This is a genomic window from uncultured Campylobacter sp. (assembly GCF_938039245.1).
Lineage (GTDB): Bacteria > Campylobacterota > Campylobacteria > Campylobacterales > Campylobacteraceae > Campylobacter_A.
The window spans coordinates 1-19,690 of record NZ_CALHVN010000013.1 but is presented as its reverse complement, the minus strand read 5'-3'; the positions used below and the strand labels follow the sequence as shown (position 1 = coordinate 19,690).

The following is a 19,690-nucleotide window of genomic DNA, read 5'->3' as shown; positions in this document are numbered from 1 at the left end:
CCCCGAATTTGGGGCAAGACTCACTCAGTGAGCGCCGATTTGTAAAGGATAAATATGGCAAGAGTAAAAACAGGCGTAGTTAGAAGAAGACGCCATAAAAAAGTTTTAAAACTAGCTAGAGGTTTTTTCAGCGCTAGACACAAACACTTTAGAAAAGCTAAAGAGCAATTAGAAAGAAGTTTGGTCTATGCTTACCGCGACAGACGCCGCAAGAAACGCGACTTCCGCCGCTTGTGGATAGTGCGCATCAATGCTGCGTGCCGCCTAAACGACATTAGCTATTCGCGCTTTATCGCGGGACTTAAAAAAGCAAATATCGAGCTTGATAGAAAAATCTTAGCCGATCTAGCTATGAATGACGCAAAAGCTTTCAGCGAGCTAGCTTCAAAAGCAAAGGCTGCTTTATAATACCCAGGGGCGGCTTCCCGCTCCTTTTTCTTTATTCTTTACTTCAATTAAATTTTATCGTTTCTACCAAGTCGCAATAAAACAAATTTCGATCAAAATCTTAATTTTTATTTTTCGTTTTTTTTGATAAGATAACGCCTCAAATTTAAGGAGCAAAAATGGATATGCAAAAACTAAATCAAAATCTAAACAAACTCAACAAATTTTTATTTATTATCTTAGGCATCGCCGTCGCGATCTGGATCGGCGTAGAGGTTTTTATAGGTAGCAAGGTAGAATATACAAAAGAGCAGATGAAAGAAAACCTATGCGAAGCGTCAAACGTAAAAGAGATGCTGGTACGACTAAATTCAAGCCTTCCAAGCAAACTCGACGAGATAAATACGCTAGAAAAAATCGTCTGCGAAAACCGCCGTTTTGTTTATCATTATGCGCTTGGTAAAGGGCTAGAAATGGATGAAAACGCACTAAATGATAAAGATATCGCCGAGCTAAAAGAGGAGCAAACAAAGGAACTTAAAAAAGAATTTTGCGAGGATACGCGGTTAAAGGCTGTGCGCGAGATAGCTGACGGCGTGGATTTTGTCTATTTTTTGGGTGCTAAAGAGTTGATTCGAGTAAAGCTTGAAAGCAAAGATTGCGAGTAAATTTAGCTGCTTTGCCCAAAATCCTGCAAAAGCCATTAAAAAAGCTAGGTCAAATTTATGCTTTAAAAGCGGTCGGTTTTAAAGACGAATAGAGTCAGCATACGTTTAGCCGCTAAATAGAACTGAAAATTTGCCCCGCCGTCCGGTCGCATTTTAAAAATGTTTAGTTAAAATTTATATTTTAGTGAAGATGTATTTTATAGCCGCGTGCTATCATACGCTCCGGCGCGCTAATCGACATAAAAAACGAAATAAAGGGCAAAAATGAAACGCTGGAGTAAGCTTCAAAAACGGTTTTACGAACTCGTGGACGAGGGCATCGATTTTCAGATACACTGCGCGGTTTATAGGATGCAAAGCAGGCGCGGCGGCACTGATTTGCCGCGATATTTTATCACGCTTGCGGGCGAGATTATTTTTGATTACCCGAAGGATTTCGCGCTAAAAGACGGCCGCATAAAAAGCCTAGCGCAGGGCGGCGCTCCTCTAGCGAAATTTTATCCTTACGATAGCGGCATAAGCGGCATCGGCGAGCTTATCCGCGAATATATCGACACGCCCAAAGATGAGCTGTTTAAAAAGCATTTTGATGCCGATGAGTGGGGGCTTGCAAATATCCTAAGGGCCGCCGACAAACGCATCGGCAAAAGGAGGCTGCAAATTTTAGCCAAAAACAAGAAAAATCAAGCGATGCAAAAGGTCGTGCAAGCTAGGCTAAACTACGTAGCAGATAGTAAAACGCCCGAATTTAAACGAGAAATTTAAAAGGAAAATCATGACTCCGCGCGAGATATTTTTAAACGGCTGCAATGAGATCGCGGCAAATTTTGCAGACTTTAAGCCCGCGCAGAAGGGGCAAAAACTAAGTAAAAAAAGCGCCGACAAGGACGTTTCGTTTGAGATTTATTTTCAGTCAAGCATGCATAATCACGAGGGTAGCGTGGAGATCCTGCCGCACGTCGCGATCTACTGCAAAAGCCTAAAAAAACTGATGCAAGAGGAGCTACCCTACGCGACTGATCTCGTGTTTGCTAAGCAGCTGGGCTATCTCACGCCGCGCAAACAGTTTCGCTACTGGCAGCTAGCCGGAGCTAGCTTTGAGCCTAGCGTGCGCGATATTAGCGCGGCTATCAAGGACTACGCGCTGCCTATTTTTGAGCTGTTTGAGGATAAGCAAAAGGCGGCGGAGTTTATGATGCGACGCGGAACTAAATTTAATCCGAATTTAAAAGATACCGATTTATATCCGATTTTTTTCATGTTTTATTTCGGCGGTAGAGACGCTGCGGGGGCGTTTTTTAACGTATTTTTAAACGACTGCTCTTTTAGAGGCAGATTTTACAAGCTTTACGATAAATTTGCTACCTCTGCGTACGAATTTGACGCAAAATCTTTTGAAAGCGACGCTACGGTTAAATTTGCATTTTTAAAAGGGCTTAAAATTTTAAATCACTAAAATTTTAATCGCAATTTTTAACGTTTTGCTTTTTGGCGCAATCCTAGCGAGCTTAGCCGACGCCAACTCGCCCCAAAACGCTACTTTTGCCGCTTACGGATAGCGCGCATTAACGCTGCGTGCCGCCGAGATTTAGCTATTTGCGCTTTATCGCCGGACTTAAAAAGCAAAGATTGCTTTTAAATAATTTTTGGGCGATTTGACCCCCGATTTAAATTTTAAAACGGATTTTTTAAATACCAAATCTCGTCAAATTTTTCAATATTAAATCTACGAATCCTCTCTCCGCTTGAAAAGCGTACTTTAATCGCAAGCTGGGCATGTCTAGGGCCCAGCACGTCTATTCTATAAACGGATGCGTCAAGTATCTTATCCGATTTATTTTTTTTCTAGCTCATTTTCTATCTTTTTTGCTATTTTATCCTACTCGTCTTTGCCGTTAGTTTTAATCAAGAACAATACCCGCCGGGTTATTTTTGATGGTTTTCACGACTGCTGCGCCCAATTCCTCAGGCGTTTTTGCCTCGTCGCTTCCGCAGCCGATCAGTACGAACGCGCCTAAAATCAATGAAAATAAAACCTTTTTTATCTTTTCTCCTGCTAATAAATTTACGGAAAATCGTACCGTATTTTGTAAAGTCAAGCTTGCGATACGAGTAGCCGCATTTACTCGCTAGAGCCAATATCCACAACCTTGTCAAAAATAAATTTAAGCTCCTCTTGGTGCGTGATAGCTAGTACGCCAAGGTACGGAAAATCGCGCTTTATCTGAGCTAAAAGCTCTTTTGCCAGTGCGCTATCAAGCGCCGAAGTCGCCTCGTCAAGCAACAAAAACGCAGGCTGCGCAAAATAAACCCTCGCAAATACAAGCCTTTGCGCCTCGCCTCCACTTAAAACCTCGTCTCCAAACTCCGCCGCGACCTCGCTCGCGCACAAATTTAGCTGTTCGTGAGCGATAGAGTCTGCGTCGATGATCTCAAATCCTCGCTCGCGCAGTATCTCGCAAACCGTGCTCTTGCCGCTGCCGATGCTGCCCGTGATGACGATTGCGCGTTTAAATTGCAGCATTTTGTTTTTAAATTCGATATAAAACTAGAGTCACGCCTTAAATGAGACGGCAAATATCAAAAATAAATTTTACAAGACTCTAAATTTGACTCGTCAATTTTAAAATTTCGTATTTTATTCGCGATAAATTACCGTTTTGCGGTGCGATTTGAAAATTTATCGCATGACTTTGTCGAATTTAAGCATAAATTTTAGACACCAGGATTAAATTTAAATTTACTTAGCGCATTCTTCTTGAGAAAAATCTTTTATGTCGAGAATGCCTGTATACTTCTACTTCTCTACAGTTTACCTTTTTCATTACCTCTTTTATCGTGTCCGGCGTACCTTCTATGAGCGCTGCTAGTATGACTTCGGGCGGCTGTTCTTCGCAGACTATCTTTTTCTTGTTATGAGTAAACGTGCTAATGATATAGAGGATAATGGCGACGATAGCGATAAACGTATAAAATAAAATTTTTTCGATTACCGACTGACTAAAAATAGTTTTCTTTTTACTAGGTTTATTTTTCATTTGTTTAGATTTAGCCATAAATTTACCGCCGAAAAATCTCTAAATTTATTCCAAGCAAAGCGAGCCGAATTTACGATATCTCTTTTACCAGTAGCTGCGGCGTGACGAGTCCGCGAAACGAGTTTTTTGATACCGAAAAAACTAGGTCTATGCTCTCGCCCGTATGCGGCTCGCGAGTGAAGTTAAAAAACAGCGCCTCTAGGCATTTACCGTCTTTTTGCAGGATGAGCTTTAAGTGATTTTGCTCCCTGCCGATTAGTTTTTTGTTTTTGACGACGGCGGATTTGATCTCAAAGAGCGGGCGCGGATTTTTCTGTCCGTAGGGCTCGAAATGCTCCAAAATTTCAAGCAGCTCAAAGTCCACTTCGCCGGCTTCTATCTCGCCTAACGGCTCGTCAAACGCGCTAAATTCGTGCAAATCCATCAGCATACACGAGCTATTTATCGCGTTTTTAAACGCTTCTAAATTTGCCGGATCTATCACGATACCGGCTGCCCCCTTGTGTCCGCCGTAGCCCGCAAGCAGCTTTTCGTGGCTAGCGATGATCGAGAGGATGTCTAGCTTGCCCACGCTTCTAGCGCTGCCTTTGGCGCGGTTTTCGTCGATGCTAAAGACGATGGCGGGCTTTTTAAACTGCTTAGCCAGACGCGATGCGACGATACCGATGACGCCCTCGTGCCAGCCCCTGCCCCACGTCACGATAATATGCTCGTCCTCGCGCACGTCCTTTAGCGAGCACTCAAAAAGCGTGCGCTCCTCCTCCTTGCGCGAGTTGTTAAAGCTCACGATGGTGTCGAGGCATTCGCAGGCACGGTCTAAATTTTTGGCGCGTAAAAACTCAAAAGACACGCTCGCATCGTCCATACGGCCCGAGGAGTTGATGAGCGGCGCGATGAGAAAGCTAATGTCATCGCACTCGAATTTATCTTTGCCGTAAAGCTGCTTTATCGCGGTAAACGCGGGCCTGCGCGAGCTGTTTAGGCGGTTTACGCCAAGCTTAACCAGGATGCGGTTTAGGTCGCGAAGCTCCATCATGTCGGCGATTATCGCGATGGCTAGGAGGTCGAGAAATTTACCCATATCGTAGTTGATGCGGCACACGTCTTTTAGTGCGCCGACTAGATACCACGCGACCTGAGCGCCGCAAATTTCGACGTTTGGAAAGTGGCAATCCTTTTGCTTCGGGTTTATGATCGCGTAGGCCTCGGGCAGGACGTCGGGCGGCATGTGGTGATCGGTGATGATGAGATCGATGCCTTTTTGTTTGCAAATTTGAGCCGCGTCGTTTGCCGAGATGCCGTTATCTACGGTCACGATGAGGTTGGCGTCCGCGATCTCTTCGACGATTTGCGGATTTAGCCCGTAGCCGTCGCTAAAGCGGTTTGGGATACGCACGAAATACTCGCTAACGCCCATGTCGTCGAAAAACTCGGCCATTATGACGCTGGCGATCACGCCGTCTACGTCGTAGTCGCCTACGATAACGATCTTTTCGTTTTGCTCGATTGCGCGCTTTATACGCTCGGCACCCTTAAATATATCCTTTAACGCATCAGGCGTAGGAATTTCTGAAAGTTTTTTGTGAATGTCCTTTTCAAATCTTTGGTTCAGTAATTCCTTTATCTTTTCCTTATTTAACATCGTTTTGACGGGCTTTTGCGTAAGCCTCGCCGTCAAATTTCGCCGCCTTGCTACCGTTTTTGCCTAAATTTTCGCTCGCCTCGAGGGTCAAATTTACCCCTACCGTGCCGCAAAAAAGGCTAAATTTTGGTTCAAATTTCATCTTTTTCCTTCTTTTTTATTTTCTAATGCGCAAATTATAGCTTTTTGAAATTTAATTTCTTATAATTTCCAGCGAGTCGAAATTATATTTGAAATGATATTGGTTATTATATTTCAACCTAGGTTAAGATGTATTTATGTATTATTGCGCTCTCATTTCAACAAAAAAGGAACGATATGAAAAGAACTTTTTTAAAAGCGCTATTAGTGCTTTTTGCAGTATTTTCGGCAACCCAAGCGGCGGCCGAAACTAAGGTCATAAAAGACGTCTTGGGTCGCGAGGTAAAAGTCAATTTACCCGTTAAACGCATAGCTTTGGGCTTTTACTACACCGACTTTTTAGCCGTCGGCGGCACTAAGGCTTTGGATAAAGTCGTGGGCTTTTCAAAAGAGGTTTGGACGGACTGGACGCCTGCTAGCTGGGATCTATATAGCAAAGCCCTACCGCAGCTAAATAAGCTTGCGGACTTCGGCGAGGTAGAGGTCGGCACGTTCTCGGTAGAAAAAGTTATCTCTCTAAAACCCGATTTGCTAATACTCGCATCTTGGCAGTATAACGTGCTAGAGCCTGATTTAAAGCCTCTAACCGATCTAAATATCCCAATCGTCGTGCTTGATTATAACCGCGAGAAGGTTGAGCTTCACGTAAAAAGCACTAAAATTTTAGGCGAAATTTTAGGCGAGGAAAAAAGGGCGGACGAGATCGCTAAACTATACGAAGATACCGTAAAAGAAGTAGGCGACCGCATCGCAAAAGCAAATTTGCCTAAGCCTAAAATTTACATAGAATTCGGTCGAGGCGGTCCTGAGGATATAGGCATAACCTACGGTAAAGATATGTGGGGTTCGCTGATAGATCTAGCTGGCGGAGATAATATCGCGGCCGATCTAGTCGAGCAGTGGTCGCCCATCAACGCCGAGCAAGTCATAGCCGCAAAGCCCGACGTTATAATGATAACAGGCCGCGAAACCGAACTAAAAAAAGAACCTACCGCGATGGTAATGGGCATAAACATAGATAAAGCCGAAGCGCTAAAAAGACTGGACGGATTTAAAAAACGCGTCGGTTGGTCGGAGCTTCCGGCTATCAAAAACAACCGCCTATACGGCCTATATATGGGCGCGTCAAGAACTCTTGCGGATATGGCGATGGTGCAATATATCGCAAAAGCTTTGTATCCGCAGCTATTTAAAGACGTAGATCCGATAAAGACCTACGTTGATTTTCACAAAAAGTACCTACCTGTCGTTCCAGTCGGAACCATAGCTATCCAAGCGGATGAAAAATGAATAAAATAAGCTCCGAAGAGGTCGTAAAGGCTCATAGAAAGCGCGAATTTAAGCGCTTAATCATCATTTTGAGCTTTATAGTCGTGGGTCTTATTTCGATGGTGTTTGATATCGGTACCGGTCCTGCTATGCTCTCGCCAAAAGAAGTCGTAGATACGCTTTTACAGCCGATTTTAGGCGGCGAGCAGGATAAATTTTTATACCACATCGTTTACGATATTAGGCTTCCCGTAGCGCTTATGGCTTTAGTCGTAGGCGCGGCTTTGGGAGCGGGCGGCGCAGAGATACAGACGCTTTTAAACAACCCGATGGCAAGCCCCTATACGCTGGGGCTTGCCGCGGCGGCAGGGTTTGGCGCATCGCTGGTGATGGCGTTTGGTTCGTTTGGACTGCCTCAAATTTACGCCGTGCCTATCGGTGCGTTTGTTATGACGATGCTAGCGGCGTCTATACTGTTTTTATTTTCGATGATGAGGCGATTTGGATCGGCTACTTTGGTTTTAGTCGGTATCGCGCTTTTGTTTTTGTTTCAGTCTATGCTCTCTTTGGTGCAATTTTTGTCCGCGCCCGAGATTTCGCAGGCGATTTTGTTTTGGCTGTTCGGTAGCCTCCAAAAGGCTAAATGGAGTACGCTGGCCGTCGCTACGGTCGTAACGGTCGTATGCATATCGCTACTGATGCTAAATACTTGGGCGCTAACGGCTTTGAAACTGGGCGAAGAGCGAGCCAAAAGCATGGGCGTAAATTTATCCGCTCTTAGGATTAAAATTTTGCTTATAGTTTCGGTTATGACGGCTACGGTAATTAGCTTCGTCGGCGTTATAGGCTTTATCGGCCTGGTCGCTCCGCATATCGCTAGAAATTTAGTCGGCGAGGATCAGAGATTTTTCCTGCCTACTACTATCTTCGTCGGTGCGGCGTTTTTGTCGATTGCGTCGGTACTTTCTAAGGTTATAAATCCGGGCGGACTCTTTCCGGTCGGCATCATCACGGCGTTTGTGGGCGTGCCGTTTTTCTTCTGGATCATCCTTTCAAGGAAAAACGTATGCTAGAGCTTAAGAATTTAACGATATACCGCGGCTCGCTTTGCACGGCAGATGCCGTAAACGCTAGCTTTGAAGAAGGCAAGGTTTACTCCGTACTGGGGCCCAACGGCGCAGGCAAAACTACGCTCATAAGCGCGATTTTCGGCGAGATGGGCTATGAGGGCGAGATTAAATTCGGCGACGAGAGGTTAAATTTCAAAAACCATTTCTCGTGGAAAAAGAAAATCGGCTACATGCCCCAAGATAGCTACGTAGACGCGAGTTTAACGGCTCTTGAGGTCGTTTTGCTAGGGCTTATGGATAGTCTCGGGCTTTATCTAAAAGACGAGCAAATAAACTCGGCCGTAGAGATAATGAAAAAACTAGGGATTTTGCACCTAGCCGGTCGCGACGTGATGCAGCTCTCAGGCGGCCAGCGCCAGATGGTGATGTTTGCCTCCGTGCTTATCAAAAAGCCTAAAATTTTACTTTTGGACGAGCCTGTTTCGGCTCTTGATATGCACCATCAATGCGTGCTTTTGGACTGCGTCAGGAAATTTACGCGCGAGCACGGCATAACTACCGTGATGATACTGCACGATTTATCGCTAGCGTCGCAGTTTAGCGACGAGGTGTTGCTACTAAGCGGCGGAAAGATAAAAGCCAAAGGCGAAGCTAAAAAAACCATAACTAAAGAGCTGATACAAGAGCTTTATAAAGTAAACGTGGATATTTTTTACGACGATGCCGGCGTACCGGCCGTAGTCGCAAAGTCGGCGTTTGGGGTAGAGTAGCGCGTGAGGATTTTTATCTTAAGTTGCCTTGCTTACGCAAAGGGCAACGAGGACTTGCGAAATTTAAGCCGCGCGTTTAGCGACGGCGGCGCGCCGTGCGAGATAGTGCCGTGGCAAAATTTAGGCGTCGGTTCTCTAGACGAAGATTCTTTGATTTTACCGCTTGCGGCTTGGGATTACAGCCTAGACGCGGCTAAATTTTTATCGTTTTTGGGCGAGCTTGAAAAAAGCGGGGCGAAGATAATAAACGACGCCAAGATCGTGCGCTGGAATTTATCGAAAAAATACCTCTTAGAACTTGAGGCTTTAGGACTTCCCGCGATCCCTAGCACGCTTTTAAGCGGCGATGAAAATATAGAAGAGCTAAGGCGAATTTGTCCGGACGGCGTGATAAAGCCGCTCGTCGGACAGAGCGGCAACGGCGTAGCCAAAATCGACGAAATATCAAATTTAAGCAAATATAAAAACGGGGCTTTGCTTCAGCCCTTTATCGAAGAGATCGCCGTTAGCGGCGAAATTTGCTTGATATTTTTAGGCGGCGTTTTTTCTCACGCCGTACGCCGATCGCCCGCTAGCGACGATTATAGGGCAAACTCGAATTTCGGCGTTAAAATTAGCTCCGTAGAGCCGACTGCAGCCTTTTTAAACATCGCGCGAGACGTTTTAGCTAAGCTTACCTTCCATCCCGTCTACGCAAGGATAGATCTAATCGGCGCAAAAGATAAAATTTTAATCAACGAAGTCGAGCTTATCGAGCCTAGTCTTTATTTTAGCTACGGCAAAAACTCTACCGAAAGATTCGTAAAAATAATCTTGGATAAATTTGTCGCAAAAAAGAAAATTTAGAGCCGAGCGGCTCTAAATTCGGTTATTTCGATTTTTCTAGGCTAGCTTTGATAAAGCCTAAAACTACGGGATTCGGATTTGTTAGACGGCTAGTAAATTCCGGATGAAACTGCACGCCGACGAACCACGGATGCGAGTTTTTAGCGCCCGCCGCAGGCGAGCTAAGCTCGACGGCCTCGATCAGCCCGTCGCTCTCGCCGCTAACTATCAGGCCGTTTGCTTCAAATTCGGCTCTATATTTCGGATTTGCCTCGTAGCGGTGGCGGTGGCGTTCTTTGACGCTTTTAGCGCCGTCGTAGATTTGGCTTAGTAGCGAGCCAGGCTTCACGTCGCAGGCGTAAGCGCCAAGCCTCATCGTGCCTCCAACCGGGCTTTGGTGCGTGCGGATCTGCGTCTGACCGTGCGCGTCGATGAAGCTATCGATGAGATAGATGATAGGATTTACGCACCCTGGCTTAAATTCGACCGAATTTGCGTCCTCGAGCTTTAGCACGTTGCGGGCAAACTCGATGAGCGCTAGCTGCATGCCTAGGCAGATACCAAGATACGGCACGCCGTTTTCGCGGGCGTATTTGATTGCTTCGATCTTGCCGCTCACGCCGCGCTCGCCAAAACCCCCGGCGACAAGCACGCCGCCCACGTCTTTAAGTAGCTCATCGACGTTTGAAGGCTCGATTTTCTCGCTATCTATCCACTTTAAATTTACCCTCGCATCAAGGCTCGCGCCCGCGTGGATTATGCTCTCGGTTAGGCTCTTGTAGCTCTCTTTTAGATCGACGTATTTGCCGACGAACGCTATTGTGGTTTCTTTCGTCGGCGCGATGATGCGCTTAACTAGGCTATCCCAGTTACGCATATCAAGCTTTAATTCGCCCAAATTTAAAATTTCGGCGATCGGGGTCAAAATATCTTGATTATAAAACGCGAGAGGCACCTGATAGATGCTAGCCGAGTCGATACTCTCGATGACGCAGTTGCGCTCTACGCCGCAGCTAGCGGCTATTTTATCTTTTAGCTCGCGGTTTAGCGGCTGCTCGGCGCGGCAGATGATCATATCGGGGCTAATGCCGATACGGCGCAGTTCGCCGACGCTGTGCTGAGTGGGTTTAGTTTTTAGCTCGCCCGCAACTTTTATGAAAGGCACGAGCGTTAGGTGGATATTCATCGCGCGTTTGCGGCCGACCTCGATGCGAAGGGCGCGGATAGCCTCCAAAAACGGCAAACCCTCGATGTCGCCCACCGTACCGCCGATCTCTACTATCAATACGTCGCGACCCTCGCCCGCCTTTTTGATGCGATCGACGATCTCGCCCACGATGTGCGGGATGACTTGGATCGTCTTACCTAAATAATCGCCTCTGCGCTCTTTTTCGATAACGGAGCTATAGACGCGGCCGGTCGTAAAGTTATTATCCTGACTTAGGCTCTCGTCTAAAAATCTCTCGTAGTGCCCAAGATCCAGATCCGTCTCCGCGCCGTCATCGGTGACGAAAACCTCGCCGTGCTCGAGCGGACTCATGGTTCCGGGGTCTACGTTGATGTAGGGGTCTGCTTTTAGCATGCTTACTTTTAGGCCCGTATTTTTAAGAAGCGTGGCGATAGAAGCCGCCGCGATGCCCTTTCCTAGCGAGCTTAGCACGCCGCCGGTTATAAAAATATACTTTGTTTCGTTTGGATTTTTTTGCATATCGCGCCCTTTAATTTTTTGCGTGATTATACCTTATTTAAAATTTATAAACGCTTGATAGCTAAAGAAAAAAATTTATAAAACGGAAACTTTAAAATAATGTTTTAAGTTAAATTTCTGTAGTATATTAAGCTATGATTAAAAAATATCTCAAAAACATCTCGTCTTTGTATATCGACGGCTTTAGGAATATGAAACTCGGAAAGAGCCTGTGGCTCGTCATAGCCATCAAGCTGCTCATAATGTTCGGGATTTTAAAAGTATTTATCTTTGATGAAAGTTTAAATTCGAAATTTGAGAGCGACGAGGCCAAAGCCGACTTCGTAATCTCAAATTTGACAAAGGAATAAAATGTCTGAAATCGCTTCGGTCGATTGGTCGCGCGCGCAGTTTGCGCTCACCGCGATTTACCACTTTTTGTTTGTTCCGCTCACGCTGGGACTTAGTTTTATTATCGCCATTATGGAGAGCATTTACGTCAAAACCGGTAGCGAGCAGTGGCTAAAAATCACCAAATTTTGGCTAAAACTCTTCGGTATAAATTTTGCCATCGGCGTAGCTACGGGCATCATAATGGAATTTGAGTTCGGCACCAACTGGGCTAATTACAGCTGGTTTGTCGGCGACATCTTCGGCGCGCCGCTAGCTATCGAGGGCTTGCTCGCATTTTTTATGGAGGCGACGTTTTTTGCCGTTATGTTTTTCGGCTGGGATAAGGTTAGCAAGAAATTTCACCTCGTCTCGACCTGGCTCGTGGCTATCGGTTCAAATTTGAGCGCGCTTTGGATCCTTATCGCAAACGGCTGGATGCAGTATCCGGTGGGTATGAAATTTAACCCCGCGACGGCTAGAATGGAAATGGAAAATTTCTTCGAGGTAGCGCTTAGCCCGGTAGGCATCATCAAATTTTTACACACCGTAACTAGCGGCTACGTCGCTAGCGCGCTTTTTGTTATAGGCATTTCGGCGTGGTTTATCCTAAAGGGACGCCACCTAGTCATGGCTAAAAAATCAATCGTCGTAGCGGCGAGCTTCGGGCTTGCGACCTCGCTGTTTTTGATGTTTAGCGGCGACGAGAGCGCATATCAGGTCGCGCACACCCAGCCGATGAAACTAGCCGCGATGGAAGGCCTTTATAAAGGCGAACAAAACGCAGGCCTAGTCGCGATGGGCGTGCTAGATCCGTCTAAAAAATCGGGCGACGGCAAGGACACGTTTTTACTCGAACTAAAAGTGCCTTACGCGCTTGGAATCATGGCTACTAGAAAATTTGATAGCTTTACTCCGGGCATCGAGGATCTAGTCTACGGCAACGAAGCGCAAAATATAGAAAGCGTCGCAAGCAAGATGGCCAAAGGCTCGCTAGCCGTTAGCGCACTAGCTAGCTACAACGCCGCTAAAAAATCGGGCGATAAAGCCGCGATGGAGCAAGCCGAGCAAACTCTGGCTCAAAATATGAAATTTCTAGGCTACGGCTACCTAAAATCTCCGGAAAGCGCCGTACCGCCGGTCGGCACTACGTTTTATAGCTTTCACTTGATGGTGGCTCTTGGCACCTACTTTTTAGCGTTGTTTTTGGTCGTTACGTATCTTACGATGGCAAACGATATCGAAAATTTCAAAAAGCTGCTGTGGGCGTGCGTATTTAGTATCCCGCTAGGACTGGTAGCGATCGAGGCGGGCTGGATAGTAGCCGAAGTAGGGCGCCAGCCGTGGGTCGTGCAAGATCTCATGACGGTGGGGGTGGGAGCGACGAATTTAGCCGACACCAACGTCAAAATTTCGTTCTGGTTATTTGCCGTTTTATTTACGGCGCTTTTGATAGCCGAGATAAAAATCATGCTAAAACAGATAAAAATAGGATTTGAAAACCATGCTTAGTTTAGAATTTTTACAAATTTACTGGTGGTGCGTAGTTAGCTTGCTAGGCGGTTTGCTAGTGTTTATGATGTTCGTTCAGGGCGGGCAGACGCTGCTTTTCGGGCTTTGCAAAAACGAGCTTCAAAAGGACATGGTGATAAATTCTATCGGGCGCAAATGGGAGCTTACTTTTACCACGCTCGTAATGTTCGGCGGCGCGTGCTTTGCGGCGTTTCCGCTGTTTTATGCGACGAGCTTCGGCGGCGCGTACTGGGTGTGGCTGGCGATTTTGTTTTGCTTTATCCTCCAAGCCGTGAGCTACGAATACCGCAAAAAACCGGACAACTTCCTAGGCCAAAAAACCTATGAAATTTTCCTTTTCATCAACGGCTCTTTGGGCGTTATACTCATCGGCATGGCGGTTAGCACGTTTTTTTCTGGAAGCGATTTTTTACTAAACGAGCACAACTTCGTACAGTGGCAAACGCCGTTTCGCGGACTTGAAGCGCTGGGCAATATCATGCTCTATCCGCTAGGCATCGCGGTATTTTTTCTCTCTCGCGTGGGCGGAGCGCTCTACCTCATCAACAACATCGACGATGAGGAGATAAGAGCTAGCGCCAGAAAAGCGGCGCTAAAAAATACGATTTTGTTTTTACCGTTTTTTCTAGCTTTTGCCGCTTGGGTGCTTAGTAAGCCGGGCTTTGGTTACGACGAAGCGGGCGAAGTTTCCGTAGTCGCGTTTAAATACGCTCGTAATTTCGCCGATATGCCGATAATAGCCGTTGCGGCGGTCGCGGGCGTTTGCGGCGTGCTGTTTGGCGTATTTAAGGGCGCGTTTACGAAAAGCATCTACGGCATCGTGCCTTTTGGCGCGGGTGTCGTGCTCGTAGTTACCGCGTTATTTTTGATATCGGGGCTAAACGGTACGGCGTTTTATCCGTCGTTTAGCGATTTACAAAGCTCGCTAACTATCAAAAACGCGAGCTCCAGCCGCTACACGCTAAACGTAATGTTTTACGTAAGCTTTTTGGTACCCGTAGTTTTGGGCTATATCGTCGCGGTTTGGCGCGCGATGGATAGCAAAAAGATCACCGCAAGCGAGATAGAGCGCGATCATCACGCATATTAAGGATAAAAATGATAGAAGCGATAGTTTTTCTTTTTCTTTGGGTTTTGGCGCTTTTTGGCGGATATAAATTCGTCCATTTTAACATCAAACACGTCGAGAAAAACGACGACAAATACTTTGGAAATTTGCGCGAATAAGCGCTGATTTGCAAATCTCGTTCTACTTAAATTTTAGCTTTTGTCGCTATAATGAAGCTAAAATTTTAAGGAGAACGAGATGTTTGACTTCACTTTTCATAACCCCGTAAAAATCGAATTCGGCAGAGATAAAGAGCGAAATATCGGGCTTTATATGCGCGAATTTGACGCTAAAAGAACCCTACTGATCTACGGTAGCGACCGCATCAAAAAAGACGGACTCTTTGACAAGGTCACGGCAAGCCTAAAAGAAAACGGCATAGAGTTTATAGAGCTTGGCGGCGTAGTTAGCAACCCCGTGCTAAGCAAAGTTTACGAAGGCATCGAGCTAGCTAGGAAATTTAACGCCGATAGCGTGCTAAGCGTAGGCGGAGGCTCCTGTCTAGATAGCGCTAAAGCCATCGCCGCTGGCGCGCTATATGGGGGCGACGTGTGGGACTTTTTCACTGGTAAAAACCCGAGCCGCGCGCTAAAAATTTTTGACGTCATTACCCTTGCGGCAACCGGTAGCGAGATGAACTCGGGCGCGGTCGTAACAAACGAAGCCACGAAGCAAAAATTCTCCATCCACGGCGACGTCCTATATCCGCTAGTCTCGGTCGTAAACCCGCAGCTACAAGCTAGCGTGAGCCGCGAGTATCTAGCCTACTCCGCCGCCGACGTCATCGCGCACAGCATCGAGGGCTACTTCACCGCAAGCGTGCAGCCTAGCATCATCAACCTCTACATCGAAGCCAACATCAAAACCGTGATGAAAACGACCGAAATTTTACTAGCTGACCCCGACGACTACGATGCTAGAGCCGAGTTTGCCTGGGTGGCGACGATGGCGCTAAACGGACTAACATACGTCGGCACGCACGGCTACTCCTACCCAAACCACATGCTCGAGCACGCCATGAGCGCGGTCGTAAACTGCGCGCACGGAGCTGGTCTAGCAGTCATAATGCCTGCGTGGATGAAGTGGTATAAGAGCCGAAATTTGGGCGCGTTCGAGCGTTTTGCGCGCGAGATTTTCGGCGTAAACTCAGCTAACGAAGGCATCGCCGCCTTTAAAGCATGGCTTAGCAAAATCGGCGCTCCCGTTAGCCTAAAAGCCGTCGGTATAGAGGGCGAAACGCTAGATGAAGTCGTAAATTTAGCCTACGACTACGCGGCAAACTGGCGCAAAGATAAGCTCTATACGAAGGAAAATATCAAAGCGATTTTTGAGCTGGCAAAGTGAATTTGAGTAAATCGTGCGGCTAAATTCAGTGCTAGCAAGATCCATAAAATTTTTAAGGCTTATGCGCGGGCATAAATTTAACCATCGTAAGCAAAATTCGGAGGTTTGGCGCTTCGGCAAAGCGGACTTAGTTTGCCGTTACAAAAACCGGCTCAAATTTTAGAAATCGGCGATTTTGCAGCTTTAAATTTTACTCAAATGGACGTATCCGCCATACTAGCTCTGCGACTTTTAGGAGGGTGGTTTAGGGACGGATGCGCTGAGCTTTAAAGAGGCTATAAGTGTAAAGGAGGGCAAATTTTATGTCGCAACAAGAGAAGATGAAGCAAATAAAGTTCTTGTTCTTGGAAATTTAAATTTAAACCGTCTTTTGGGTGGCTCAATTTTACAAATAATCCAAAACAAAGCACTTAGACTCTCACTATAAATTTTACATCCGTCAAATAGATTTTTTGCTGGATTATATAAAGTCTATTCGCTATAATGTCATCGTAAATTTAGTCCAAATAGAGAAATAAAAGAGCAAATCCTGAAACTATTAGTGGCATCCGAGCCGATGAAAGCTGGCAAGATGGTTCAGGCACTAAACACAGATAAAAAGAGGTCGAAAAAGCGATAAAAGCCCTAAAAGACGAGAGTAAAATAAACTTGCCGAAGAGGTGCTACTACTTGGCCGTAAATTTAGCAGACGCCGCAAAGTCTGCTCACTGGTGAAGATTTGCTAGCCATAGTTGATGGAAAAACAGGACAGGTTGGTGGGGTATGTGGCGAGGTTATTCTAGGAGTAAATGCTTTACGTCTAGTCAATCTCATTTAAATTTTAATTAACGAGGAGTTATTCGTGGCTAAAACATACAATATTTTTATTAGTCATTCTTGGGATCATTCTGATGACCTTAAATCACTTTATAAATTGCTTGATAGCAGAAACTATTTTTTCTATAAGCCAAATGAAGCAACAAAAGAGGAACCTATTAACTCTGAAAATGCAAAATATATTAAATCGGTGTTAAAAAGAAGAATTGAAAATTCAAATATAGTCCTTGCTCTAGCTGGCATCTATACAAGTCATAGTGATTGGATGAAATGGGAAATAGAAACTGCGAAAGAGTTAGATATTCCTATTGTGGGCATTATTCCTCGTGGACAAGAACGAATTTCCAGAGTTGTTTTTGATAATTCAATTGTAAATGTTCGTTGGAATACCGAATCAATTGTTCAGGCTATTCGCGAATATGCTAAATAATGGGGCTAAAATGGGATTACCTAGAACATTTGTTGGCTTCAGCAGCACAGATATTCGTTCTTATTGGCTTATGTCCGCTTGGAAAAATAATTCAAAAATTGATTTTAATTTTGTTGATTGCCAGTTGGCTCAGGAAATTAATTCCGAAAATGAGGCGTATATTAAAAGGAAATGCAGGGAGCGTATAAATATGGCTGGAACTTTTATTTCTTTAATTGGGCAAGATACAAAATCCAAACATAAATATGTACGTTGGGAACTAGAAGTTGCCTTGGAAAAAGATTGCCGCATTATTGGCGTCAATCTTGATGGCACTCGTTACATGAATCCAAATACTTGTCCTAAAATAATCCAGGATATTGGTGCTATTTTTGTATCATTTTCTCCTCAAATTATCGCATATGCCTTAAAGAATTATCAAATGAACGATAATGGAAATTGGTACTATAAGGATATAGTTTATCAAGAATTAGGATATAAAATTTAGGAGATATTAATGGAAGAACAAGATTTTCCTGCGCTGTATCGTTCAGCAGATAAATTATCACTAGATTCGCAGAAGCATTTTTTTGCATATTGATGATTCATTTAGTTGTACTTATTGTAGCGGCTATTTTGTCAACTATTAATATTACTAATAAATGGATATATGCCGTGCAGTTATTGACCCTAGTTTCTGCATTAGGTTGTTCTGCTTATCTATGGGGAGCTAAACCGGATCGCTATTGGTATGCAGGTCGCGCAGTTGCCGAATCAGTAAAAACTATTACTTGGCGTTATGTTAGTAGGGCAGAGCCGTTCCAAACTAAAGATTCGATAGCCAAGAATGACTTTAAACAATCATTAAAAATGATTTTTGAACAAAATCAGGATATTTGTAGCAAATTGACAGACTATGCCGATCAAGAGCAGTTTACGGATGTAATGCAAGAAATGCGCTCTTCATCTTTAGATAATCGCAAAAACAATTACTGTGAGAAACGGATAAGAGATCAGAGGGAATGGTACGCTAAAAAAGCTGCCTTTAATAAGAAAAAGGCAAATTCATTTTTTTTGGGTTTAGTTATTGCTAATTTCATTGGGGTAGTGCTGGCAATACTAAAAGTTACGGGAATTAATCCTATTTATTTGCCTGTAGATGTAATTATTGCACTAGCAGCAAGCCTTTTAAGCTGGATGCAGGCAAAACGATTTACTGAACTTTCGGCTTCTTATGCATTAACAGCTCATGAAATAGGGTTTATTAATGAACAATTAGAAAGAATAAATACTGAAGATGAGTTTTCCAAATTTGTAGGAGATGCAGAAAATGCTTTTAGCCGTGAGCATACACAATGGGCTGCACGGAGAGATGTTTGAATTTTTATAAATTTTAATAGCCGATCTACTCTATAGCCTCAAAAAACGTAGTCGAGACTCAAGAAGCTTTCTTCTGTGCAAACTGAAAAACACGCTGCAATAACCATCTTATGTAGTTTCTGCATAAGGAGCACAAAAAAGCCAGTGGTGAAACGAGGGCATAAGAAGACGGTGTGGCGGCATCCATTTACAAGCCTGGCAGCACGTACGTGCTAGGGGAGGAGTGATACTCATAGAAACTTACAAATTTTAGCAGCGATTTTAAAATAAGTACTATGATAAACACAAATAGATTTTCGTATGCCTGTTCACTCGTAACTTTTGCTCTAGTCGTAACGTCATACAAAAAGTTAACAGCATGTTCGCCAAATTTTGCCCAAATTTTAACGCAGTACTACTTCGCTTTCGGCAGTTTATCTACAAAACAACATAGCTAAAGTTTTTATAAACGCACTAGCAAAACCCTGTTCAAATCATGAAATTTAATCGCAAAAATATAAGCAAAAGAACGGCTAGGCGTGGCAGATTTCACTTTGCAAATAAGACAAGATTATTGACCCGCTACCATGAAACAAGGCAAAAATAGAACAAAGCCCGCCGTGCCTAAAATCAAGAAACTTAAGGTTTTTAACAATGAAACGTAGTGTCGGTCCGATCTACTAGGTTTTAAGCACCTCAAAGCCTCTATTTCTCGCGTCATACTGGATCGAGCTTGTCGTCTGCAAACAACCGCAAAGCACCTCACTATTCTAATATCACGGCTAAGTATTAGATGCGCCTAGCCGAAGTAAATTTGAGGCTTTTACCAATAAAAATCGCGCGAGAATTTAGCAAAACCACCGTAAATTTGATCAAATTTACGGTGGCATATTTTAAAATTTGAGGCGCATTACGCCTCCAAAATCGCTCCGTTGCTAGCGTTTGTTACAAGCTTGCGGTACATCCGTAGCCAGCGAAACGGCAGCGGTTTTTCAATCGGCTTAAATTTAGCTCTGCGTTCAGCGATTTCGGCCTCGCTTAGGCGCACGTTTATCGCGTACGTATCCACGTCGATGTCGATTATATCGCCGTCCTCTATTAGACCGATCGTGCCGCCCTCGGCAGCTTCCGGGCTTACGTGCCCGATACTTAGCCCTCTCGTAGCGCCGCTAAATCTGCCGTCCGTGATCAGCGCCACGTCCGCGCCCAGGCCTCGCCCCATGATTAGGCTCGT

General features: G+C 44.9%; 23 protein-coding genes. 16 read left to right on the top strand and 7 right to left on the bottom strand.

What is annotated here, in order from left to right:
• Positions 1–54 precede the first annotated feature (54 nt).
• The 4 genes from rplT to Q0218_RS02585 all read left to right on the top strand — a co-directional run bounded on the left by rplT (position 55) and on the right by Q0218_RS02585 (position 2,511).
• Entirely contained in the window at positions 55–408 is a 354-nt protein-coding gene (rplT, locus tag Q0218_RS02600; protein WP_002944116.1) for a 50S ribosomal protein L20, read from the top strand.
• A gap of 158 nt (positions 409–566) precedes the next feature.
• Positions 567–1,055 carry a hypothetical protein gene (locus Q0218_RS02595; protein ID WP_297965963.1) on the top strand — a complete coding sequence of 163 codons (489 nt, stop codon included), beginning with the start codon at positions 567–569 and terminating at the stop codon, positions 1,053–1,055.
• 264 nt (positions 1,056–1,319) lie between these two features.
• Positions 1,320–1,820 carry a hypothetical protein gene (locus Q0218_RS02590; protein WP_297965962.1) on the top strand — a complete coding sequence of 167 codons (501 nt, stop codon included), beginning with the start codon at positions 1,320–1,322 and terminating at the stop codon, positions 1,818–1,820.
• A gap of 10 nt (positions 1,821–1,830) precedes the next feature.
• On the top strand, positions 1,831–2,511 hold the full coding sequence (locus Q0218_RS02585; protein WP_297965960.1) for a DUF4304 domain-containing protein: 681 nt from the start codon (positions 1,831–1,833) through the stop codon (positions 2,509–2,511).
• Between the two features lie 445 nt (positions 2,512–2,956).
• Here Q0218_RS02585 and Q0218_RS02580 read toward each other — a convergent pair whose 3' ends face one another.
• The 5 genes from Q0218_RS02580 to Q0218_RS02560 form a co-directional block, all read right to left on the bottom strand.
• A complete protein-coding gene (locus Q0218_RS02580; RefSeq protein WP_297965959.1) occupies positions 2,957–3,079 on the bottom strand; it encodes a hypothetical protein in 123 nt (40 codons plus the stop codon).
• 98 nt (positions 3,080–3,177) lie between these two features.
• Entirely contained in the window at positions 3,178–3,579 is a 402-nt protein-coding gene (locus Q0218_RS02575; protein ID WP_297965957.1) for a dephospho-CoA kinase, read from the bottom strand.
• 220 nt (positions 3,580–3,799) lie between these two features.
• Positions 3,800–4,111 (bottom strand): hypothetical protein, encoded by a 312-nt coding sequence (locus tag Q0218_RS02570; protein WP_297965956.1) that lies wholly within the window; start codon positions 4,109–4,111, stop codon positions 3,800–3,802.
• A 52-nt stretch (positions 4,112–4,163) separates the two neighbouring features.
• Positions 4,164–5,735 (bottom strand): single-stranded-DNA-specific exonuclease RecJ, encoded by a 1,572-nt coding sequence (recJ, locus tag Q0218_RS02565; RefSeq protein ID WP_297965986.1) that lies wholly within the window; start codon positions 5,733–5,735, stop codon positions 4,164–4,166.
• A complete protein-coding gene (locus Q0218_RS02560; protein WP_297965954.1) occupies positions 5,725–5,877 on the bottom strand; it encodes a hypothetical protein in 153 nt (50 codons plus the stop codon). Before Q0218_RS02560 ends, recJ begins: the two co-directional genes overlap by 11 nt.
• Before the next feature lie 176 nt (positions 5,878–6,053).
• Here Q0218_RS02560 and Q0218_RS02555 point away from each other — a divergent pair, with 176 nt between their 5' ends.
• From Q0218_RS02555 to Q0218_RS02540, 4 genes are read left to right on the top strand one after another with little or no spacing between them, the layout of a single operon-like run.
• Positions 6,054–7,166 carry an ABC transporter substrate-binding protein gene (locus Q0218_RS02555; protein ID WP_297965953.1) on the top strand — a complete coding sequence of 371 codons (1,113 nt, stop codon included), beginning with the start codon at positions 6,054–6,056 and terminating at the stop codon, positions 7,164–7,166.
• Positions 7,163–8,218: an iron ABC transporter permease gene (locus tag Q0218_RS02550; RefSeq protein WP_297965951.1), complete on the top strand. Its 1,056-nt coding sequence runs from the start codon at positions 7,163–7,165 to the stop codon at positions 8,216–8,218. Before Q0218_RS02555 ends, Q0218_RS02550 begins: the two co-directional genes overlap by 4 nt.
• The gene (locus Q0218_RS02545; RefSeq protein WP_297965950.1) at positions 8,212–8,985 is read left to right on the top strand and encodes an ABC transporter ATP-binding protein; all 774 of its coding nucleotides are present in this window, start codon (positions 8,212–8,214) and stop codon (positions 8,983–8,985) included. The genes Q0218_RS02550 and Q0218_RS02545 overlap by 7 nt, the downstream gene beginning before the upstream one ends.
• A gap of 3 nt (positions 8,986–8,988) precedes the next feature.
• The gene (locus Q0218_RS02540) at positions 8,989–9,831 is read left to right on the top strand and encodes a hypothetical protein (protein WP_297965948.1); all 843 of its coding nucleotides are present in this window, start codon (positions 8,989–8,991) and stop codon (positions 9,829–9,831) included.
• Positions 9,832–9,853: 22 nt separating this feature from the next.
• Here the strand turns inward: Q0218_RS02540 and Q0218_RS02535 are convergent, their stop codons facing one another.
• Positions 9,854–11,518: a CTP synthase gene (locus Q0218_RS02535; RefSeq protein WP_297965947.1), complete on the bottom strand. Its 1,665-nt coding sequence runs from the start codon at positions 11,516–11,518 to the stop codon at positions 9,854–9,856.
• A 134-nt stretch (positions 11,519–11,652) separates the two neighbouring features.
• Between Q0218_RS02535 and Q0218_RS02530 the strand changes: the two genes are divergently transcribed.
• The 8 genes from Q0218_RS02530 (at position 11,653) to Q0218_RS02495 (ending at position 18,477) form a co-directional block, all read left to right on the top strand.
• Positions 11,653–11,868: a DUF4492 domain-containing protein gene (locus Q0218_RS02530; RefSeq protein WP_295141954.1), complete on the top strand. Its 216-nt coding sequence runs from the start codon at positions 11,653–11,655 to the stop codon at positions 11,866–11,868.
• 1 nt (position 11,869) lies between these two features.
• Positions 11,870–13,399, top strand: a complete 1,530-nt coding sequence (locus Q0218_RS02525; RefSeq protein WP_297965945.1) for a cytochrome ubiquinol oxidase subunit I — start codon at positions 11,870–11,872, stop codon at positions 13,397–13,399.
• Entirely contained in the window at positions 13,383–14,510 is a 1,128-nt protein-coding gene (gene cydB / locus Q0218_RS02520; protein WP_297965943.1) for a cytochrome d ubiquinol oxidase subunit II, read from the top strand. Before Q0218_RS02525 ends, cydB begins: the two co-directional genes overlap by 17 nt.
• Positions 14,511–14,518: 8 nt before the next feature.
• The gene (locus tag Q0218_RS02515) at positions 14,519–14,647 is read left to right on the top strand and encodes a hypothetical protein (protein ID WP_002943393.1); all 129 of its coding nucleotides are present in this window, start codon (positions 14,519–14,521) and stop codon (positions 14,645–14,647) included.
• Between the two features lie 79 nt (positions 14,648–14,726).
• A complete protein-coding gene (locus Q0218_RS02510) occupies positions 14,727–15,872 on the top strand; it encodes an iron-containing alcohol dehydrogenase (RefSeq protein WP_297965942.1) in 1,146 nt (381 codons plus the stop codon).
• Between the two features lie 841 nt (positions 15,873–16,713).
• Entirely contained in the window at positions 16,714–17,118 is a 405-nt protein-coding gene (locus Q0218_RS02505) for a TIR domain-containing protein (RefSeq protein WP_297965941.1), read from the top strand.
• A gap of 10 nt (positions 17,119–17,128) precedes the next feature.
• Positions 17,129–17,605 carry a TIR domain-containing protein gene (locus tag Q0218_RS02500; RefSeq protein WP_297965939.1) on the top strand — a complete coding sequence of 159 codons (477 nt, stop codon included), beginning with the start codon at positions 17,129–17,131 and terminating at the stop codon, positions 17,603–17,605.
• 53 nt (positions 17,606–17,658) lie between these two features.
• Positions 17,659–18,477, top strand: a complete 819-nt coding sequence (locus Q0218_RS02495) for a DUF4231 domain-containing protein (protein ID WP_366517409.1) — start codon at positions 17,659–17,661, stop codon at positions 18,475–18,477.
• Positions 18,478–19,366: 889 nt separating this feature from the next.
• Here the strand turns inward: Q0218_RS02495 and Q0218_RS02490 are convergent.
• Positions 19,367–19,690: dihydroxy-acid dehydratase (locus tag Q0218_RS02490; protein WP_297965938.1), on the bottom strand; the 324-nt coding region annotated here is incomplete at its 5' end.